At 46.1% G+C, this 16,240-nt stretch carries 18 protein-coding genes, 1 rRNA gene and 1 riboswitch; of the genes, 2 read left to right on the top strand and 17 right to left on the bottom strand.

The annotated features are described in order from the left end of the window. Window positions 1–3: 3 nt before the first annotated feature. From rsmA to LCF57_RS21960, 5 genes are all read right to left on the bottom strand, one after another. The gene (rsmA, locus tag LCF57_RS21980) at window positions 4–888 is read right to left on the bottom strand and encodes a 16S rRNA (adenine(1518)-N(6)/adenine(1519)-N(6))-dimethyltransferase RsmA (RefSeq protein WP_226002622.1); all 885 of its coding nucleotides are present in this window, start codon (window positions 886–888) and stop codon (window positions 4–6) included. 7 nt (window positions 889–895) lie between these two features. Then, entirely contained in the window at window positions 896–1,441 is a 546-nt protein-coding gene (gene rnmV / locus LCF57_RS21975; RefSeq protein WP_226002621.1) for a ribonuclease M5, read from the bottom strand. A gap of 146 nt (window positions 1,442–1,587) precedes the next feature. After that, window positions 1,588–2,736, bottom strand: a complete 1,149-nt coding sequence (locus LCF57_RS21970) for a 3D domain-containing protein (protein ID WP_226002620.1) — start codon at window positions 2,734–2,736, stop codon at window positions 1,588–1,590. Between the two features lie 270 nt (window positions 2,737–3,006). Further along, a riboswitch (cyclic di-AMP (ydaO/yuaA leader) is annotated at window positions 3,007–3,286 on the bottom strand. 201 nt (window positions 3,287–3,487) lie between these two features. Further along, complete coding sequence (locus LCF57_RS21965) at window positions 3,488–4,258, bottom strand: TatD family hydrolase (RefSeq protein WP_226002619.1); 771 nt, start codon at window positions 4,256–4,258, stop codon at window positions 3,488–3,490. Window positions 4,259–4,300: 42 nt separating this feature from the next. Continuing rightward, window positions 4,301–5,584: an HD domain-containing protein gene (locus LCF57_RS21960; RefSeq protein ID WP_226002618.1), complete on the bottom strand. Its 1,284-nt coding sequence runs from the start codon at window positions 5,582–5,584 to the stop codon at window positions 4,301–4,303. A 332-nt stretch (window positions 5,585–5,916) separates the two neighbouring features. On the opposite strand from LCF57_RS21960, the gene LCF57_RS21955 reads away from it, so the two are divergent. Next, the gene (locus LCF57_RS21955; RefSeq protein WP_007428005.1) at window positions 5,917–6,171 is read left to right on the top strand and encodes an AbrB/MazE/SpoVT family DNA-binding domain-containing protein; all 255 of its coding nucleotides are present in this window, start codon (window positions 5,917–5,919) and stop codon (window positions 6,169–6,171) included. A gap of 124 nt (window positions 6,172–6,295) precedes the next feature. Here LCF57_RS21955 and rsmI read toward each other — a convergent pair whose 3' ends face one another. From rsmI to LCF57_RS21905, 10 genes are all read right to left on the bottom strand, one after another. Next, window positions 6,296–7,177: a 16S rRNA (cytidine(1402)-2'-O)-methyltransferase gene (rsmI, locus tag LCF57_RS21950; RefSeq protein ID WP_226002617.1), complete on the bottom strand. Its 882-nt coding sequence runs from the start codon at window positions 7,175–7,177 to the stop codon at window positions 6,296–6,298. Continuing rightward, entirely contained in the window at window positions 7,174–7,929 is a 756-nt protein-coding gene (locus tag LCF57_RS21945; RefSeq protein WP_226002616.1) for a tRNA1(Val) (adenine(37)-N6)-methyltransferase, read from the bottom strand. The genes rsmI and LCF57_RS21945 overlap by 4 nt, the downstream gene beginning before the upstream one ends. Window positions 7,930–8,019: 90 nt before the next feature. Then, complete coding sequence (gene yabA, locus LCF57_RS21940) at window positions 8,020–8,394, bottom strand: DNA replication initiation control protein YabA (RefSeq protein ID WP_010349522.1); 375 nt, start codon at window positions 8,392–8,394, stop codon at window positions 8,020–8,022. 27 nt (window positions 8,395–8,421) lie between these two features. Then, window positions 8,422–9,222: a stage 0 sporulation family protein gene (locus tag LCF57_RS21935; protein WP_226002615.1), complete on the bottom strand. Its 801-nt coding sequence runs from the start codon at window positions 9,220–9,222 to the stop codon at window positions 8,422–8,424. Window positions 9,223–9,360: 138 nt separating this feature from the next. Next, window positions 9,361–10,356, bottom strand: a complete 996-nt coding sequence (gene holB, locus LCF57_RS21930; protein WP_226002614.1) for a DNA polymerase III subunit delta' — start codon at window positions 10,354–10,356, stop codon at window positions 9,361–9,363. Between the two features lie 127 nt (window positions 10,357–10,483). Continuing rightward, on the bottom strand, window positions 10,484–10,927 hold the full coding sequence (locus tag LCF57_RS21925) for a YaaR family protein (RefSeq protein ID WP_226002613.1): 444 nt from the start codon (window positions 10,925–10,927) through the stop codon (window positions 10,484–10,486). Window positions 10,928–11,123: 196 nt separating this feature from the next. Further along, on the bottom strand, window positions 11,124–11,453 hold the full coding sequence (locus tag LCF57_RS21920) for a cyclic-di-AMP receptor (RefSeq protein WP_007427998.1): 330 nt from the start codon (window positions 11,451–11,453) through the stop codon (window positions 11,124–11,126). A 74-nt stretch (window positions 11,454–11,527) separates the two neighbouring features. Then, on the bottom strand, window positions 11,528–12,175 hold the full coding sequence (tmk, locus tag LCF57_RS21915; RefSeq protein ID WP_226002612.1) for a dTMP kinase: 648 nt from the start codon (window positions 12,173–12,175) through the stop codon (window positions 11,528–11,530). A gap of 63 nt (window positions 12,176–12,238) precedes the next feature. Further along, window positions 12,239–13,864 (bottom strand): aminotransferase class I/II-fold pyridoxal phosphate-dependent enzyme, encoded by a 1,626-nt coding sequence (locus LCF57_RS21910; RefSeq protein WP_226002664.1) that lies wholly within the window; start codon window positions 13,862–13,864, stop codon window positions 12,239–12,241. A 144-nt stretch (window positions 13,865–14,008) separates the two neighbouring features. Beyond that, a complete protein-coding gene (locus tag LCF57_RS21905) occupies window positions 14,009–14,194 on the bottom strand; it encodes a sigma factor G inhibitor Gin (RefSeq protein WP_226002611.1) in 186 nt (61 codons plus the stop codon). A gap of 396 nt (window positions 14,195–14,590) precedes the next feature. Here LCF57_RS21905 and LCF57_RS21900 point away from each other — a divergent pair, with 396 nt between their 5' ends. Next, on the top strand, window positions 14,591–15,118 hold the full coding sequence (locus LCF57_RS21900) for a hypothetical protein (protein WP_226002610.1): 528 nt from the start codon (window positions 14,591–14,593) through the stop codon (window positions 15,116–15,118). Window positions 15,119–15,489: 371 nt separating this feature from the next. On the opposite strand, the gene LCF57_RS21895 is transcribed toward LCF57_RS21900, so the two are convergent. Beyond that, entirely contained in the window at window positions 15,490–15,909 is a 420-nt protein-coding gene (locus LCF57_RS21895) for a hypothetical protein (protein WP_226002609.1), read from the bottom strand. 231 nt (window positions 15,910–16,140) lie between these two features. Then, a 5S ribosomal RNA gene (gene rrf / locus LCF57_RS21890) occupies window positions 16,141–16,240 on the bottom strand; the annotation flags it as partial.

The following is a 16,240-nucleotide window of genomic DNA, read 5'->3' as shown; positions in this document are numbered from 1 at the left end:
AGCTTAGGAAATCCCAGCCTCCAGCAGCACGGCGCTGAGACGCGCAAATTCCTCGATGCTTAGCGTTTCACCCCGACGGGAAGGTTCAATACCAGCTTGATGCAACAACGGCTCCAGCGTGTCCCTATTCTCTTTGGTGAAGAAGCGGCTTTTCAAGTTATTAGAGATCGTCTTGCGGCGCTGGGCAAAAGCGGCATGAATAACTTCAAAAAAGTGCTTCTCATCCCCCACCTCCACCGGAGGGGTTTCTCGCACACGCAGACGAATCACTGCCGATTCTACATTCGGCTGAGGAATGAACACCGTATTCGGTACAACGCAGACCAGCTCAGGTTCGCTATAATATTGGACCGCAATGCTCAGGCTGCCATAATCCTTCGTACCCGGAGACGCAGCCATACGCTCAGCCACTTCCTTTTGGATCATGACCACGATATTCTCCAGAGGGAGCTTGTCCTCCAGAAGTCTCATTAGAATCGGTGTAGTCACGTAGTACGGCAGATTAGCCACCACGCTCACTTTACTGACCCCTGCAAAATCAGAGGCGAACACCTCGCGCAAATCCAGCTTCAGCACGTCCCCGTGACGCACCTTTACGTGCTCATAAGGAGCCAGCACTTCCTCGAGAATAGGCAGCAGCCGCTGATCAATCTCGACAGCAGTTACGACCTTGGCCGATTGCGCCAGCTTTTCGGTTAAAGCACCAATCCCGGGACCGATCTCAAGTGCGCCCTTGGTGTCATCCAAGCCAGCAGCACTCACGATCTTGTTTAGAATATTTTGATCAATCAGAAAATTTTGCCCCAAACTCTTTTTGAACGAAAAACCGTGCCGCTGAATAATTTCCTTCGTACGCCGCGGTGTCGCTATATCTTGAATCTCTGTCATACGGATATCACAATCCTTCACTTTCGATTTGTGCCAGCGCACTGGCAAATTCCTCAAGGCTGATCTGAAATACAGCTAGCCGTTTATACAGCTGCTTTCCGTTACAATAGCCAATACCCAGTATATTGCCCAACGCCATACGACGAGCAGCAGCGTTCGGATGGGTGATTAGTCCGGCGTCAATCAGATCCGCCCATTCAATCAGTGGAGCGGCTCCTTCCACCGTCGTATGTACTCGTGCGAGAGCGTGTCTAATTGCCTCCGGTGAGGCATTCTCCACTCCAATATCCCCTTTGCGCGTCGCTTCCGCTTCGGGTATAAAGGCTTGTTTACAGCCAGGTACCTTGGAGGCGATAATTTTGCGGATGCGCTCTCCCGCATGATCGGGATCGGTCAAAATAATGACACCCCGCCGCTCTTGCGCCAATGCAATTTTGCGCAACGTCATTTTATTAATGGCGGAGCCGCCAGTTTCTATGGTGTCCGCCTCGACAGCACGGCGAATCGCCACCGTATCATCCCGACCCTCGACCACGATCACTTCCTTGATCATTTACGTTTCCCCCCACTGCTACACAGCATGCTATATTTATCTTTCCCTGCTTTTGAAAACAAAATAAGAAGAGGGTATCCTCTTCTTAGCATGGTATAACTATGATGTTAATACTATCGCATCGCCCTGAACATACACAACCCGTTTTAGTTGATTTCAGGCTTTACCGGCCCGATTACATATACGGTTTTGCCGTGCTTGCGACCAAATTGATTAGCCCGGCTCAAACTCTCATAATACACATCGATTTTGTGGCCTTTAATGGCGCCACCGGTATCCTCCGCACGGCGGAAGCCCACCCCTTCAATATACACCCACCAGCCGATTGGAATAATGCTTGGATCGACAGCGATAGTGCGTCCTTCCGTGACACGTGTGCCGGAAGCGGTACGTGTACCGATACCTGACTCTTGTGAGGAGTACGCCGTCATGGAGACGTTTTGCAATACTTTGCTGTATTTAAAATCTACACCTGCTTTACGGACAGCATTGCCCGAACTCACCCGTGTCGCCTTAACGGCATCTTCTGGACCGACAGAAGCAGCCAGAACGACCGGTTTTTTCTTCGTTCCTACCGCAATTACCTTATCTACACGCTTCTGTGCGACTTTCTTATTGACCAGCTGTTTGGATACCAATTTTCCGTCATGGTATACCTTCTGAACGTGCTGGACTACAACACCTGATTTACCGCTTTGGATGACCCGATTATCGCCTTTATAAAGACTCGGATCGGACGTTTTGATGACCTGATAAGGCACTTGTTTCTTTTGTTCAACCTGCTGTTTCTTCACGCGGACGATTTTTATGTCCATGTTAGACGAAACAGAAGCATCCAACGCAGGATAAACCTTGTCATTTGACGATAATTTATAGCCCGAAGTGCGAATGGCACCCTCTACTGTATTTTCTGTTGTGTACAGCTTTTTCGTCTCATTGCCTGAGGATACTTTAACTTGATTGGCACGTTTGATGACGATGCGATCCCCATCCTGTATTGCTCCGTTCAGCGGCATAGAAACCGTATCATGCGGCTGAAGTGAAATGGAATGCTCATTGAGCAAATCTTGGAGCTTGGATTCCCGGGTTTCTACCGCAGATGCCTTACCATTGATGACAAAAAAGACCTGTTTTTTAGCTTGAGTGTACACCAGAATTGAAATCATAATCGTTAGTGCAATTAGAAAAATAGCAACCAAAGCAGCCTGGCGCACATTTTCCTTCTTCCAACGTAATACGTAAGACATGCTGGATGAGCGTGACTCATGGGTCTCCTCTTTTTGGAAAATGCCCATTTCCTCCGTCCTCCTTACATAGCCCGCCGTCTAGAGTAAGACATAGTTGAGATTTGACGTGACTATAACAGATTTTCTACAAGACAAGCCCGTACTGCGACTGTCCTGCACCATGTACCCGTCTTCGCGGCATGCTGTCCTCCCTGTTTAACCACAGTATGATGACAGATTTTCTTTTATTCACAACAAAAAAAGCCAGAGAAAGAGACTAGAGAGCTCTTTCGTGGCTTCCGGCATGTAGTGAATATGCGGAAAAATCATGCACGAGATGGCTTCTCTCTTGTTACGCTTACGGGGTTAGCTGTCGGGTTCGGACGTAGAGAGTCGCCCTAGCTTGGGTCAACCGCTCATGGCGGTCGCCTTCACATTCACCCCGAAGACCCAGAAAGAAATCGAAATATGGCTTCTCCACCTAGTTTATCCCATTTGGGATAAAGCTTCGGTCGAGCCGACTGACGAAAGAGACCATCTCTTCGTCCCTTATGCCGGACCTGCAGTAAGCCATACTGGTTCCCCCGTTCCCTGTAAAGGGACTCAGCGAGACTGGTTCATGAAATGACTTGTTGGAGTTTACATTCAAACAACAATTCACTGAAAAGATGATATCCTGTTTCTATGCATGTTGTAAAGCAGGTTTCAAGTACATTTTTTAAAATATTCGGTTAAAATATTGTAATATTCTCGAGTTTCCTGCAACAAATTCATGATTAGCTCCGTCTATCTCATTATTTTGATTAGTTTCTTCTCTTTTTCACTGAATGTCAAATCGTTCCAAGGCATTTTGGGTCGTTATAGACACCAATTCCTCCACCGTAATCCCCTTGATTTGGGCAGCAGCCTCTGCTACCAGTCTCACATGTGCAGACTCATTTCGTTTTCCACGAAATGGATGAGGTGTCAGATAAGGTGCGTCCGTTTCAATGAGCAGACGGTCCAGCGGAACCTGCGCAAGCACCTCTTTGGGCTGCTTTGCATTTTTAAACGTAATTGGCCCACCGAAGGAGAGGTGAAAGCCCATATCCAGCACCATTTTAGCTGTCTCCCAGCTTCCCGAAAAAGAGTGCATAACTCCGCCAACCTCGCTCGCTTTTTCCTCACGTAAAATCTTAATAATATCTTCATGTGCATCCCGGTTATGGATAACAATGGGCATGTTCAGCTCGCGAGCCAGACCAATTTGACTTCGCAGCACACGATGCTGTACATCCTTCGGTGATGTATCCCAATAATAATCTAGACCAATCTCCCCGATGGCTACAACTTTTTTGTGACTGCATAACGATGCAATCCACTCCAGGTCACCCTCCTGCATTGTAATGGCATCCTGTGGGTGCCATCCGACTGCCGCGTAAATAAAATCATACGTCTCGGCCAATTTCATGGTAGATGGAATCGTCTCCCGATTGAATCCGATATTAATCATCCGGGTTACTCCCGATTCGACAGCACGCGCTATAACTTCTTCACGGTCTTCGTCAAATTGCGGCGCATCCAAGTGAGTATGAGTGTCGAATAATTCCAAGGTTCTGATCTCCTTTTTTTACTTTCATTGTTATATAGTTGTCTATTGTTTGACAAAATAATTCCTTATTTCAGCAGGAAGCCTGTCTTTTACCCCATTTAATTTATTTTGGGGATAATACATATGATATTTCCCTCGGTGAATGCCACTAATAGAGCGTACAATTTCCGACACTTCGGAAATCTCTCTCACTTCACCCTGATGACCAAGCAGTAAAATCTGGTTATCCGTCGAGCCACCCTTCCGAAACACATCATAAGGAAGATCGGTCGGAAAATCAATTTCAAGATCATATTCCGGGTGTAAACCGACCTCGGCCAAAGCTCCTCGAACACTATCAATGGTATCTGTATCCATATTTTCAATCTCTACATATTTATACAATTTACGATCCATAAAACGAGCGCTCAAATCGCTTAAAATATCGTCCTTTTCACGTTTCCACTGGCTGAATACCGTCTGAATCAGAGACTCATCGAGCATCAGATACTGTTCTACCGTAAGCTCTCCCTTGAGAAGGTCCGGAAGCGGGTCCAACAGAAAACCAAACTCATATCCGTTTTTAAACAATTCCTTCGCCCGCTTGAAAATTTTACGCAAAAGGATCTCCGAGCTGCGTGTTACAGGATGAAAATAAATTTGCCAATACATCTGATAGCGTGACATCAGATAATCCTCTACGGCATGCATGCCCGACTCCTTTACGACGATTCTTCCATTATGAGGGCGCAGCAGCCGCAAAATACGATCCAAGTCAATGGTACCGTAATTGACACCTGTCGAATGAGCATCTCGCAGCAAATAATCCATACGGTCGGCATCCAGCGGACTGGTTACCAAGTTAACAACGATTGGCTTGTCATACGTCTTAGCAATAACCGCAGCTACCTTTTGCGGAAGCTCCTCATCGACCTGCCGCAGCACGGCGTTGATCTCCGTATCCCCTAATACAATGCGACAGGTCCAATCCTCATGGTTCATATGAAAGGCTTCTTCTATGGAATGGGAAAATGGACCGTGCCCCACATCATGCAACAGAGCGGCGCACAGAGCAACCAATCCTTCCTCCTTTGGCCAATCGGGAAAATCCCCGCGTTCAAATTGCGAAATAATACGCCTCGTAATTTCATATACGCCCAGTGAATGTGAAAAACGACTATGCTCCGCTCCATGAAACGTAAGATAAGATGTACCCAGCTGCCGGATGCGGCGCAAACGTTGGAACTCCGGCGTGTTGATCAGCCGCCATATCACTGTATCCTGAACATGGATATAGTTATGTACCGGGTCTTTAAAAACTTTTTCTTCACTAAGTGGCTGGTGCAAGATATCAACTCCTTTAATATTCGGAATAATGGATTAAAATACAATAAAATCCTAAATCGTTTCCTCCATTCGACACTATTTGTCGTAATATGTCGAATTATAGTTTTTAAGCATTTCCAAATCGACAAACGTGATAAATCATCTATAAAATAAGGTAATACACACACATCAAGCTCTTTAATCCAAATACTTTTGCATAATCAGCCTGTTACTAATTTTTTTAGGTTGACTGTTTTGGGAATCGTTGGTATAGTAATTATCAGAAAAGAGAAAATTTTGTCGAATCATGACACTTATATTAATTTTAAACGGCGAGAGGAGCCTGATTTATTATGATGAAATCCACTGGTATTGTAAGAAAAGTTGACGAGCTCGGACGTGTTGTTATTCCAATCGAATTGCGCCGTACTCTGGGAATCGGAGAGAAAGACGCCCTGGAAATTTATGTTGATGGCGAGCGCATCATGCTTAAAAAATACGAGCCTGCTTGTATCTTCTGCGGCAATGCTGAGAACGTAATTTACTTCAAAGGAAAAATTGTTTGCCAAGATTGCATTTCTGAAATCCCAACACCTGTGACAAACTGAGAATTTTAGTATATAATAGACTTATCAAAGATTGTTAATTCTAACCTTTTTCATATATACTCCTTGTTGCCTTCCACGGTTTGAACCCAACCGTTGGAAGGCCCTTTTTTGTCTGAACAGGTATTCACAGAAGTGCGTTGTAAACATCCCTCTTGGAAATGGAGCGATCCGTGGCTGTACGCTTCATCGCATCCTTGCGTGTAAGGCCCTCTGCCTCGTAATGAGCGACATGAGCCTCCAAGGATAAGGACTGCCACCATGCCTGACGCTCCTGCTCCTCTTCCGCTTCGTTCTTTCCCTCAACCACCAGACAATATTCACCAATCGGCGGATACTCCTCCAGTTGAACAAGGCATTGCTCAACCGTTCCCCGCACCCATTCTTCATGCAGCTTGGTCAGCTCACGCGCAAGCACCACTTTACGTAATCCCAATGTTTCCTTTAATACCGTCAGTGTCTTCACAATACGATGTGGCGATTCATAAAAAAGGATCGTACCGTGAGATACCTGAAACGATTGCAGCAGCTTCTCCAGGTCCTTTTTCTCCCGTGGTGGAAATCCAGCAAAGGTGAACCTTTCTGTATCCAGCCCAGAGGCAATTAAAGCTGATAATGCCGCATTCGCTCCCGGAATGGGAATGACGCTAATTTCCGCTTCCAATGCCAGCTTGACCAAATCTGAACCGGGGTCTGAAATGGCTGGTAAACCAGCATCGCTGACCAGTGCCAAATTTTTTCCTTCTATTATATACCGTATTAACTCAGGCCCACTAGCAGCCTTATTATGCTCATGATAACTGAAGAGCATTTCCGGCGTAATTTCAAAATGTGTCAGCAGTTTGCGTGTCTGCCGTGTGTCCTCTGCCGCTATAATACTGCACGATTTTAGGGTGTTAATCGCCCTAAAGGTCATATCGTCCAAATTACCAATCGGTGTTGCAACGAGATACAGTTTGCCCCGTTCTTCCTCGCTGGTACTAAAGCTTTTTTGTACAGCTGCTTTCACACTGAATCCTCCTTGCTTACTTCCCCATAGATATCCCTTATTTCCTGAGTATAATCCCCATTTTCCTGATAAACAATGAGCGGGGGCAATAAACGAACCTCCGGCTTACCGTCACGCAACGCTTCAATCAATACCATATTGGCCTCCATATGAGCCCGTGGGTGAACAAAACGAATCCGCTTCGGTTCAAGACTGTGGGCACGCATCAGAGATATAATTTCACCCAACCGCTGCGGGCGATGAACCATGGACACTTTTCCCCCATTGCGAACGAGCCGGGTACACGCCTGAATAACTTCTTCCAATGTACAGCTAACTTCATGACGCGCAATGGCCTGATGAGGGTTCACCTTCAAATCGCTGCCGTTTAACGGCATATAGGGGGGATTCACGGTAATTGCATCATAAACACCGTGTCCCGTAATTTGAACCAGCTCACGCAGATCACCTTCCCGAATCTGAATCACTTCCTCCAATCCATTCAAACTGACACTGCGTCTAGCCATATCCGCCAAGCGAGGCTGAATCTCAATTCCCTCAATAGCTGCTTTGGTTCGTGTCGTAAGTAGTATAGGAACAACCCCATTACCTGTACACAGATCCAAAATCTTTCCACGCTGCGGAATACCAGCAAACCGTGCCAGCAGGACTGCATCCATTGAGAAGCTGAACACCTCATCGCTTTGAATAATGCGCAAATTATGTGAAAGCAGATCGTCAATCCGTTCGGACTTCTTTTCATTTTCGTACATAGTGCTCTCCCATCTTCTATAACCAGAATCACTCTTCACTCTTACTTCCTTACAAAAAAGCCGTAGGCATCTTACTCCTACGGCTTGTTTTTATTTATTCAAAAATGACAGACAGAAGAGGCAATCGCCCTCTGTTCGCAAATGTCCGTAATACACGTTGCATATATGAAATCCTTCATGATACAGCCGTGCCAGATTGTCGTAGCCTTCGCCCACGACCTCGCCCGTTCCCTCTTCATCTTTAATGACGATTGGAGGAGGAAGCTTCGGTTTGCTTGCCGGCTTTTCTTCTCCAGAGGTTTCACGCTTGAGCATCTTACGCACCTGTTCGTTTTCAATCGTTAGTCGTTGATTTTCCTCCAGCAGCTCTTTCACTGCCAGTTTCAATTCACCCAGATCGCTATACAACTGTCCCATTTGGGTTTCCATTTCGTGAATACGCGCAAAAACATTTAATTTATCCAAGTTTCCACCCCGAAGCAACCTAATGGTTTACTTGACGACTACATCGTCCATTGGAAGTTCCTTGACCTTGCTGATCTCAAACAATTGAACATGCACCGTACGATGACCTGCATTTACGCCTACAACCTTACCTTCCCCCAAAGAGGTGATAACCATCTTACCCACCTGAGGGAGTTCTTCCTTCATGCTCTCGTAGTTATCATGTTCGAACTTGAGACAGCACATCAATCTTCCACACAACCCGGAAATCTTCGTCGGATTCAGCGACAAGCTCTGATCCTTCGCCATCTTGATAGATACCGGGTCAAAATCTCCCAGCCATGAGGAACAGCATAGAATACGTCCACATGGTCCGATCCCGCCGAGCATTTTAGCCTCATCCCGTACCCCGATCTGCCGCAGCTCAATCCGTGTACGAAAGATACTGGCCAAATCCTTTACAAGTTCTCGAAAATCCACCCGACCCTCTGCCGTAAAATAAAAAATGATCTTATTGCGGTCAAATGTAAATTCTACATCCACCAGTTTCATTTTAAGGCTATGGTCTTTAATTTTATTTAAACACGTACCGAATGCATCCTTGGCCGCCAATTTATTCTCTTCTACAACAAGAGCGTCATCATCTCCGGCAATACGAATGACTTTCTTTAAAGGCAGGACAACATCCGAGTCATTTACCTCTTTTTTGCCCACCACAACCTTGCCATATTCAATACCGCGTGCGGTCTCTACAATGACGCAGTTTTCTTTCTCCACTGGAAGATCCAGCGGGTCAAAATAATAAGTCTTGCCCGCCTTCTTGAAACGGACACCCACTACACTATACAAAAATTAACCCCCTTGTATGCCACTAAACCTCATTTGAAGCCGACATTGTACGAATGGCCGCAATTGAAGTCTCACTGTCGCACAAACCGGGAACCTGGCGTCGCGGATTGTGCAGAGTGGAACAAGCGCGCCTTCCTGTTAGCCGGTGATAGAACCGCTTGTATCGGACAAACCAATCAGAAGCTGCTCCACGCATAATTGTCCATTGACGTTAAAACGGAGCTTCTTCCTGCAATTCGCGGCCAAATCCATATAAGAGACCCATTGTTCCGTGCTGCGGGTGATTGCCAATTTGGAGACGGACTCCAAATGATCTATGAAAACAATGCTTTCGTGCCTTCCGTAACGGAAATGAAGCATATCTTTAAACCACAAATGAAACAGATGAAACAGAATATCCAGGTGTTCAGAAAGTCCAGTTTTAAAAATCTTCTGTTGAGCCAGAATAATGGACGAACTCCCCCGGCTCATGGACTCCTTCACTAATTGTAACACTACGTTTCTAATTTCTGCAAACCAATTCTGCTGGAGAATTTCTCTACATGCTTCCAGTCCCGAAGCCATATGAACCACCGACCGGACAAGCCCTGCCGTATAGCCTTCCCCAATCAACTCCTGCATCATCATTTCCGGATGTAAAGCATGAAAAGGAACCATCTGCGACCGTGATTGGATCGTAGGCAGTAAAGCCTGTCCATTTTCAGAAATGAGTATGCCGACTACGGGTAACTGGGGCTCCTCCAGAAATTTCAGCAGGCTGTTTGCAGCTTGCACTGTCATGGTATCCGCCCGCTGGATGATATATACCTTCGGATTGGAGCTTTCTGATCTGTAAGAAAATATACGCTGAAGCCCACGAATCTGGTCAATTTTAATCGTAGCTCCATCCGGCTCTACAATATGCAAATCCGGGTGATTCCCGTGTTCTACCTTACGACAGGACAAACACTCTCCACATGCATCATCCGTCCGTTGCTCACAAAATAAAGCCTTGGCAAAAGTCTGCGCCATTTTCATTTGCCCGCTTCCCGGCGGACCACTAAAAACATAGGCATGGTTGACCGTGTGATTCCGCAACGCGTTTTGCAGCATCTTTTTGGCTATATCCTGCCCCATTATATGTTGGAAAGACATAATTCCTCACTTTCACGTCTGCCGACATGCACCACATAGTCAAAAATAATCTGCCAGCATGATCAGCAAGCAGATTATTTCTTCGTGGCGACAGCCCGTTGTATTCATTTATAACATAAAGTCCGCATTAAAAAGAGAGATTAATCAGTAATCCTCTTATTTCGCCGACTCCTTGCAAAAGCTCTATCTTCCCTTGCTCGGTTTCGAGCAACTCATCCGCCATCTTGAGCAATAACTCATCCACTTCATCAATCAGCTTATAACGCTTGCTGCGCCCCCGCCGATCCCAGCCCTTCGTATCCTTCATGGACACGCCTCGCCGAACTGTATCCTCCAAAAACCGTTTGACCAGCATTTTATAGGCCTTTAGCTCACGAATCGTCATTGAGCGTGCAAGACGATCTCCCTGCATTTGAATTTCCTTAAAGCGCCGATTCAATTCCTGCTGTGAAGCCTGCTCCCCATTTTGCTGCATAACATCGGAAAAACTCTTGGGCTGAATCGGCTTCGTGCTCATCTCATTCGTAGACAATGTACTTTGTAAAGGGCGGTAGCCCGGATTTATTTTCATATAAACCTGCTTTCTCCCCGGGTGCTCCACTTTTCCCCTCTTTAATAGTTCAATCTGGAACTTGAGGGTCCATCGGCTTTCCGGGGACTGCGCTTTAGCGCTGCCGTTTTAGTGGATCTGCCCTCACTCCCATCATATGAGCAAGACACAGGCATTTCCCCTATCATATCGGCAGAATAGGTCCTATTGTGTAGATTCAGAAATGCTCGAAACGGTCTACAGGCATCACGAACACCGTAGCTCCGCCCACCTGTACTTCAACAGGCAATGGCAGATAGGAGTCCGTCGTTCCGCTCATAGGGGTAACGGGTGTGACCAGCTGTTCACGAACCTTGCAACTGCTGCGAATGACATTCATCAATGAGTCCACCTGATTGTCATCGACACCGATCATAAACGTCGTATTACCTGCACGCAGAAATCCCCCTGTGCTCGCCAATTTGGTAGCACGGAAATTAGCTTTCACCAGTCCGCTGGATAATCTATTACTATCCTTATCCTGTACAATCGCAATAATCAGCTTCATCCTGTATTCCTCCTTCAAGCCATATTAGGGATCACCTTGTCCCTAGCTCAATTTTACCGTATATCCTTCGACAATTACACGTTAAAATTCTGAATAAATCGCTTTTTCAGCAAATCCTTCAATATCTGCTCTACCTGCTCCGGTGCAGGAGATGCATCGACAATCGTAATTCGCTCCGGAAATTTACGAGCAAGCTCCAGATAGGCCTCTCTCACCTTATGATGAAACGATATGCTCTCCATATCGAGGCGATCCATTCCCTCTCCCCGTGATGCATTAATTCTCGCTAATCCCAACTCGGGTTCGATATCCAGATAAAACGTAGCATCCGGCTCCCAATCATCGACCGCAAAACGATTAATTGAAGCAACCTCATCTATCCCGATTCCTCTTGCAAATCCTTGATAGACCAAGCTGCTATCTACAAAACGATCGCATAATACGATAGCTCCCTGCTCAATTGCCGGCTTTACCTTCTCCACCAAATGCTGGCGCCGGGCTGCCGCATATAAAAGCGCCTCTGTCCGGGCATCCATACTGGTATGGGCCGGGTCTAAAATGATAGCACGAATCTTCTCAGAAATTTCGATGCCACCTGGCTCCCTCGTCGTGATGACAGGACGCCCTTCCTCCTCCATGAACTTGGCCAGTCGTTGGATCATGGTTGTTTTACCGGAGCCATCTCCCCCTTCTAGCGTAATAAAAATGCCTTTGCGATTCATATCGTTCCCTGCTTTCCAGTCTGAAAAATAAAAGTCACCCACAGGCTCGTATGCTTCTTTTATTCAGCCTTCTGTATTTGTCGTTAAGTCTCTCGTGTCTAACCTATATTCTAAACGGAATACCCGAATCGTAAGCATACTTTCGTCTGCTACTCCTTGCCACTTGGCTCCCAAATCACGTAGACGTCTCATCCGCAGAGCATTCGCCTCCGTGATTTTCTCTCCTGCATATAGCAGTGGAATTCCTGGAGGATACGGGATAATCATTTCCGCAGCTACCCTGCCGACCGAGTCCTCTACAGGCACGACCTCTATCTGTTCCGGGTTAATCGGTTGAAGTCCAAACTGCACCGGATTAGAATAAGCTGTCATGCGGTCATTGTTCCACGTGGAAAAATCCAAATCTAGTCCATGCTGCTCCATCCCCATGGAACACAGCTCACCAGCCGTCTTCTTAAACCTTATATCATTATTTATATGCACAAACGCCTGCAACAGGTGACTCGCATCTCTGGCCGTAGAGCCTAACGTAAACAGTAAAACAACATGTTTTTCGTCACTCATCTCCGGAATACATCCGTAAGTCTCCAGCTCATGCTTTAGTCCAAAGCCATCCAATACACCCAACGTATCGTACAATACTATTTTAAAGGGGTCCTGGGTTGAATACCCGCTGGTCCTCTCCCCGTCCTTTTCTAAGCCTTCAGAGCTGTCCTTATGAGCGTCTTCCCCATGTACCACTTGCTGTGTAGGCTCTACCAAGCGAAAGCGTGGGAGCTGCTCCAGACCCTTTCTAAAAGCATCCACCGCTGCTAACCCCTCCGTAAAGGCGTCCTCGCCATGAACATCAATATGCCATCTTGCCAAATCCAGAGAGGCCATTAACGGATACGAAGGGCTGGAGCTTTGCACCATAGCTAGCCGCTGACGGAGCAGCTCTCGATGGACTCGCTCTCCCTGCACATGCAGCATGGCCCCCATGGTCATAGCTGGGAGCATTTTATGTGTCGACTGAACAACTACATCAGCCCCACAGGAGAGAGCAGAGGCTGGCAAACGAGGATGCAGACCATAATGAGCGCCATGTGCCTCATCTACCAATAGCGGCACATGGGCCGCATGACAGGCTCTAGCCGTTGTCTCCAGCTCATACCCCATCCCATAGTAATTAGGTAGCGTAAGCAGCACCCCTTTAGCCGAGGGATAGGCCTTTAGCGCAGCCTTTACCGTATCTGTCGACGGAGCAACCGCCAACCCACTAAGCGTATCTATTTCGGGCTCCAGGAACACCGCAGTAGCCCCTGACAGCATAAGACCATTCAGGACAGACTTGTGTACATTACGCTGAACCAGCAGTAAATCTCCCGGCTTTGTACATACAGTCAGAATCATAGCCAAATTACCGACCGTGCTTCCTCCAACAAGCCAAAAGCTCTCCTCCGCACCAAAACACTTCGCAGCCAGTTCTTGCCCTTCACGAATCACATCTTCTGGGTAATGCAAATCATCCAGTCCCGTAATTTCCGTCGCATCAATCGACATCACCTCTTGGAGCAGAGACGCGATATCTTCATGCTCATATACTTGTCCATTTTTGTGACCCGGTACATGAAAAGAAGCATTGCCCTTATCCCGATAACGTATGAGGGCTTCCATTAGTGGTGCATGTCCCGTCTTTTTCCCCATTATTCTGCAATCCTTCCGAAGCAAAGCTTTATATCTACCCTATTTTATCGTAAAATCAAGCGGAATCCTACTTTTACTCACAGAAAAAAAGGCCCGTATCGACAGACCTTGGAATGCATTCCTTTAAAGACTAGCTGACAAAGGATATTATGCATTTTTCTGAACCCAAATTTGCTTAAGCTGATCAATAAAAAAATGATATTTGGCGTCTGTTGCATCCGTGTGCACCATTTCAGCTTCACACGCATCGCAGATAAACTCGGAAACGATAAAAATGCCTTCATGCTTGTGTTGGCCGCATATAATGCAGCGGTGGCCGTTTTGATCATGCATATCCATCCCACCTTGTTTCTTTTACTATTAGTATGGGGCACTTTCTACTATTTTAAACCTTTTCATAGCCAGCTCGACGATATACTCTATATATATTCCCTCTGGGCCCTTATGGTGTTTGTACGCGTATGTTTAAAAAACTGTCGCTGATGCCGATATAATAAGAAAAGCCCCTATGGCTGGATACCCTTTCATGGGAGCCTTGTACACTCATTAGTGATAGCTTTCCCTCTAATTATAGAATAGGTTAGCTAACGCTAGATGCCAATCATTCTGTACTTTTATAAAAACGATTTGAAGCTTCTTTAAAGCGGCATGAGCGAAGTACCGTCCCTTTATCCGGCTGTGGGCGGGAAGCCACTTGTGATGCAGTAGATTAATGAAAGGACTGTTTGCATGACAGAGGAAACCGGAACCAAAGCTACCTACTATCACTATAAGCTCATTAAAAAAATCAGTATACCGCGTCAGTTGATATGGAGCCACATTTCACTGCCTGTCATTATGCTTCTCTTTTTACTTCTTGCCTTCTCCTGGACCAGCGTATTTTTGTTTGCCCTCGCCTTTTTCTTGACCTTATGGGTACAATTCGTAATTTCGCGATCTGTACTATTCATAGGTGGCGGAACAGCTTTCCGCAAACGCTGGACATTCCACCGCAAGCTGCCTTGGCTGGGATATATGACAGACCAATACATAGGCTACGGTATCTTTCGTCGTGTGCACATACATACACTCTGGATCGGCATTTGCTTGTCAGCTGTATTTATACTCTGGTCTCCACCAGCCTTTACTGTATCCTTAATCTTCTGGCATCTCTGGCTTATTGCACCACGTCTATACATTCTGAGTCGACTTACAGGCGAGAGAAAGGACGGCATGTTGAAATTCACTGATGAAGATGCCTCCTATTATCAACAATAAATTATTAACATCATCTTTCATACAGATAGAAACCCAGGTCCGATCTGACTGTCTCCAATCATCTATATCAAAAAGGAGCAACCCTTGTGAGGTTGCTCCTTTTTTGTGTTAACATTGCCTTTATTTCCCCCTAGAGTGGGTATCCATCATCTATATCCTCATAACATTAGCAGATAGAAAATATGACCTATAAATAATATATAAAAGGAAGCCACTCCCCTACTTCAACAGCAGTTTTGAGTGCTCCCTTATCTAATCTCTTCATTCAGTATTATAGACATCATTCTACCCACATGATTTGGAGTTAACAATGACATACAACAATTTTTGTGCTGCATGCCCTTGCACCCTTGCTGAAAATTGTGCCCTCACTAATTAAGGTCAACACTTTTGCTCTTCGCAGCAGCCTTTCCATCCTTCGGAACCAGTACAGTAAAAGAACCATCATGCACAGACAAATGCACCATGTGCTTATTTTTCTGAAACACCTTCTGATTAGAAGTGGATAAATTCGGTTCCTCCGTCCAGCCCCAAGCTGCAATCTCCTCCAAATAAGGAGCAGGCAGGCTATCACTTTCCTTCAACGCTGGCAGTGCATAGCGAACATAGTCCATATCCGAGTTACTGCTGGCCCGATCGGTTTTACTAGCTTCTTTGGGGACCGGAAATGTCTTCTCGTTAGCTGCTCCCTCAAACGATGTCCAAGAAGGCTCCTCTTCCACGCACCCGGTAAGAATCGCGACAGCGACACTGAATAGCACCAATAGAGCAAGCCATTTATTTCGCCGCATGATCTTCCCTCCTTACCAGCCTGATTGATTATACAAACTCCAACATAGGAAGTTGCATAATTCTGCAATAATGCAGCGTGTTTGTATGGGATTCAATACCTATTATACAGGGTTTACTCTTACATTCCGTAACAAAAATGTTACCTTCCTTTTGTAAGGACATTTCTAAAATATATGTATATGCAAAAAAGGATCACAATCTCATTGAGATCATGATCCTCTTTATTTGTTGCTTGGCAACGTCCTACTCTCCCAGGACCCTGCGGTCCAAGTACCATCGGCGCTGGAGGGCTTAACGGTCGTGTTCGGGATGGGTACGTGTGGAACCCCT

The organism is Paenibacillus sp. BJ-4, assembly GCF_020404765.1.
Lineage (GTDB): Bacteria > Bacillota > Bacilli > Paenibacillales > Paenibacillaceae > Paenibacillus.
This window is presented reverse-complemented; position numbering and strand designations above follow the sequence as displayed.

Coding starts and splice junctions, on each gene's coding strand:
- rsmA (WP_226002622.1), bottom strand. CDS start 888: ATGACAGAGATTCAAGATATAGCGACACCGCGGCGTACGAAGGAAATT.
- rnmV (WP_226002621.1), bottom strand. CDS start 1,441: ATGATCAAGGAAGTGATCGTGGTCGAGGGTCGGGATGATACGGTGGCG.
- LCF57_RS21970 (WP_226002620.1), bottom strand. CDS start 2,736: ATGGGCATTTTCCAAAAAGAGGAGACCCATGAGTCACGCTCATCCAGC.
- LCF57_RS21955 (WP_007428005.1), top strand. CDS start 5,917: ATGATGAAATCCACTGGTATTGTAAGAAAAGTTGACGAGCTCGGACGT.
- LCF57_RS21945 (WP_226002616.1), bottom strand. CDS start 7,929: ATGTACGAAAATGAAAAGAAGTCCGAACGGATTGACGATCTGCTTTCA.
- holB (WP_226002614.1), bottom strand. CDS start 10,356: ATGTCTTTCCAACATATAATGGGGCAGGATATAGCCAAAAAGATGCTG.
- LCF57_RS21925 (WP_226002613.1), bottom strand. CDS start 10,927: ATGAAAATAAATCCGGGCTACCGCCCTTTACAAAGTACATTGTCTACG.
- LCF57_RS21920 (WP_007427998.1), bottom strand. CDS start 11,453: ATGAAGCTGATTATTGCGATTGTACAGGATAAGGATAGTAATAGATTA.
- tmk (WP_226002612.1), bottom strand. CDS start 12,175: ATGAATCGCAAAGGCATTTTTATTACGCTAGAAGGGGGAGATGGCTCC.
- LCF57_RS21905 (WP_226002611.1), bottom strand. CDS start 14,194: ATGCATGATCAAAACGGCCACCGCTGCATTATATGCGGCCAACACAAG.
- LCF57_RS21900 (WP_226002610.1), top strand. CDS start 14,591: ATGACAGAGGAAACCGGAACCAAAGCTACCTACTATCACTATAAGCTC.
- LCF57_RS21895 (WP_226002609.1), bottom strand. CDS start 15,909: ATGCGGCGAAATAAATGGCTTGCTCTATTGGTGCTATTCAGTGTCGCT.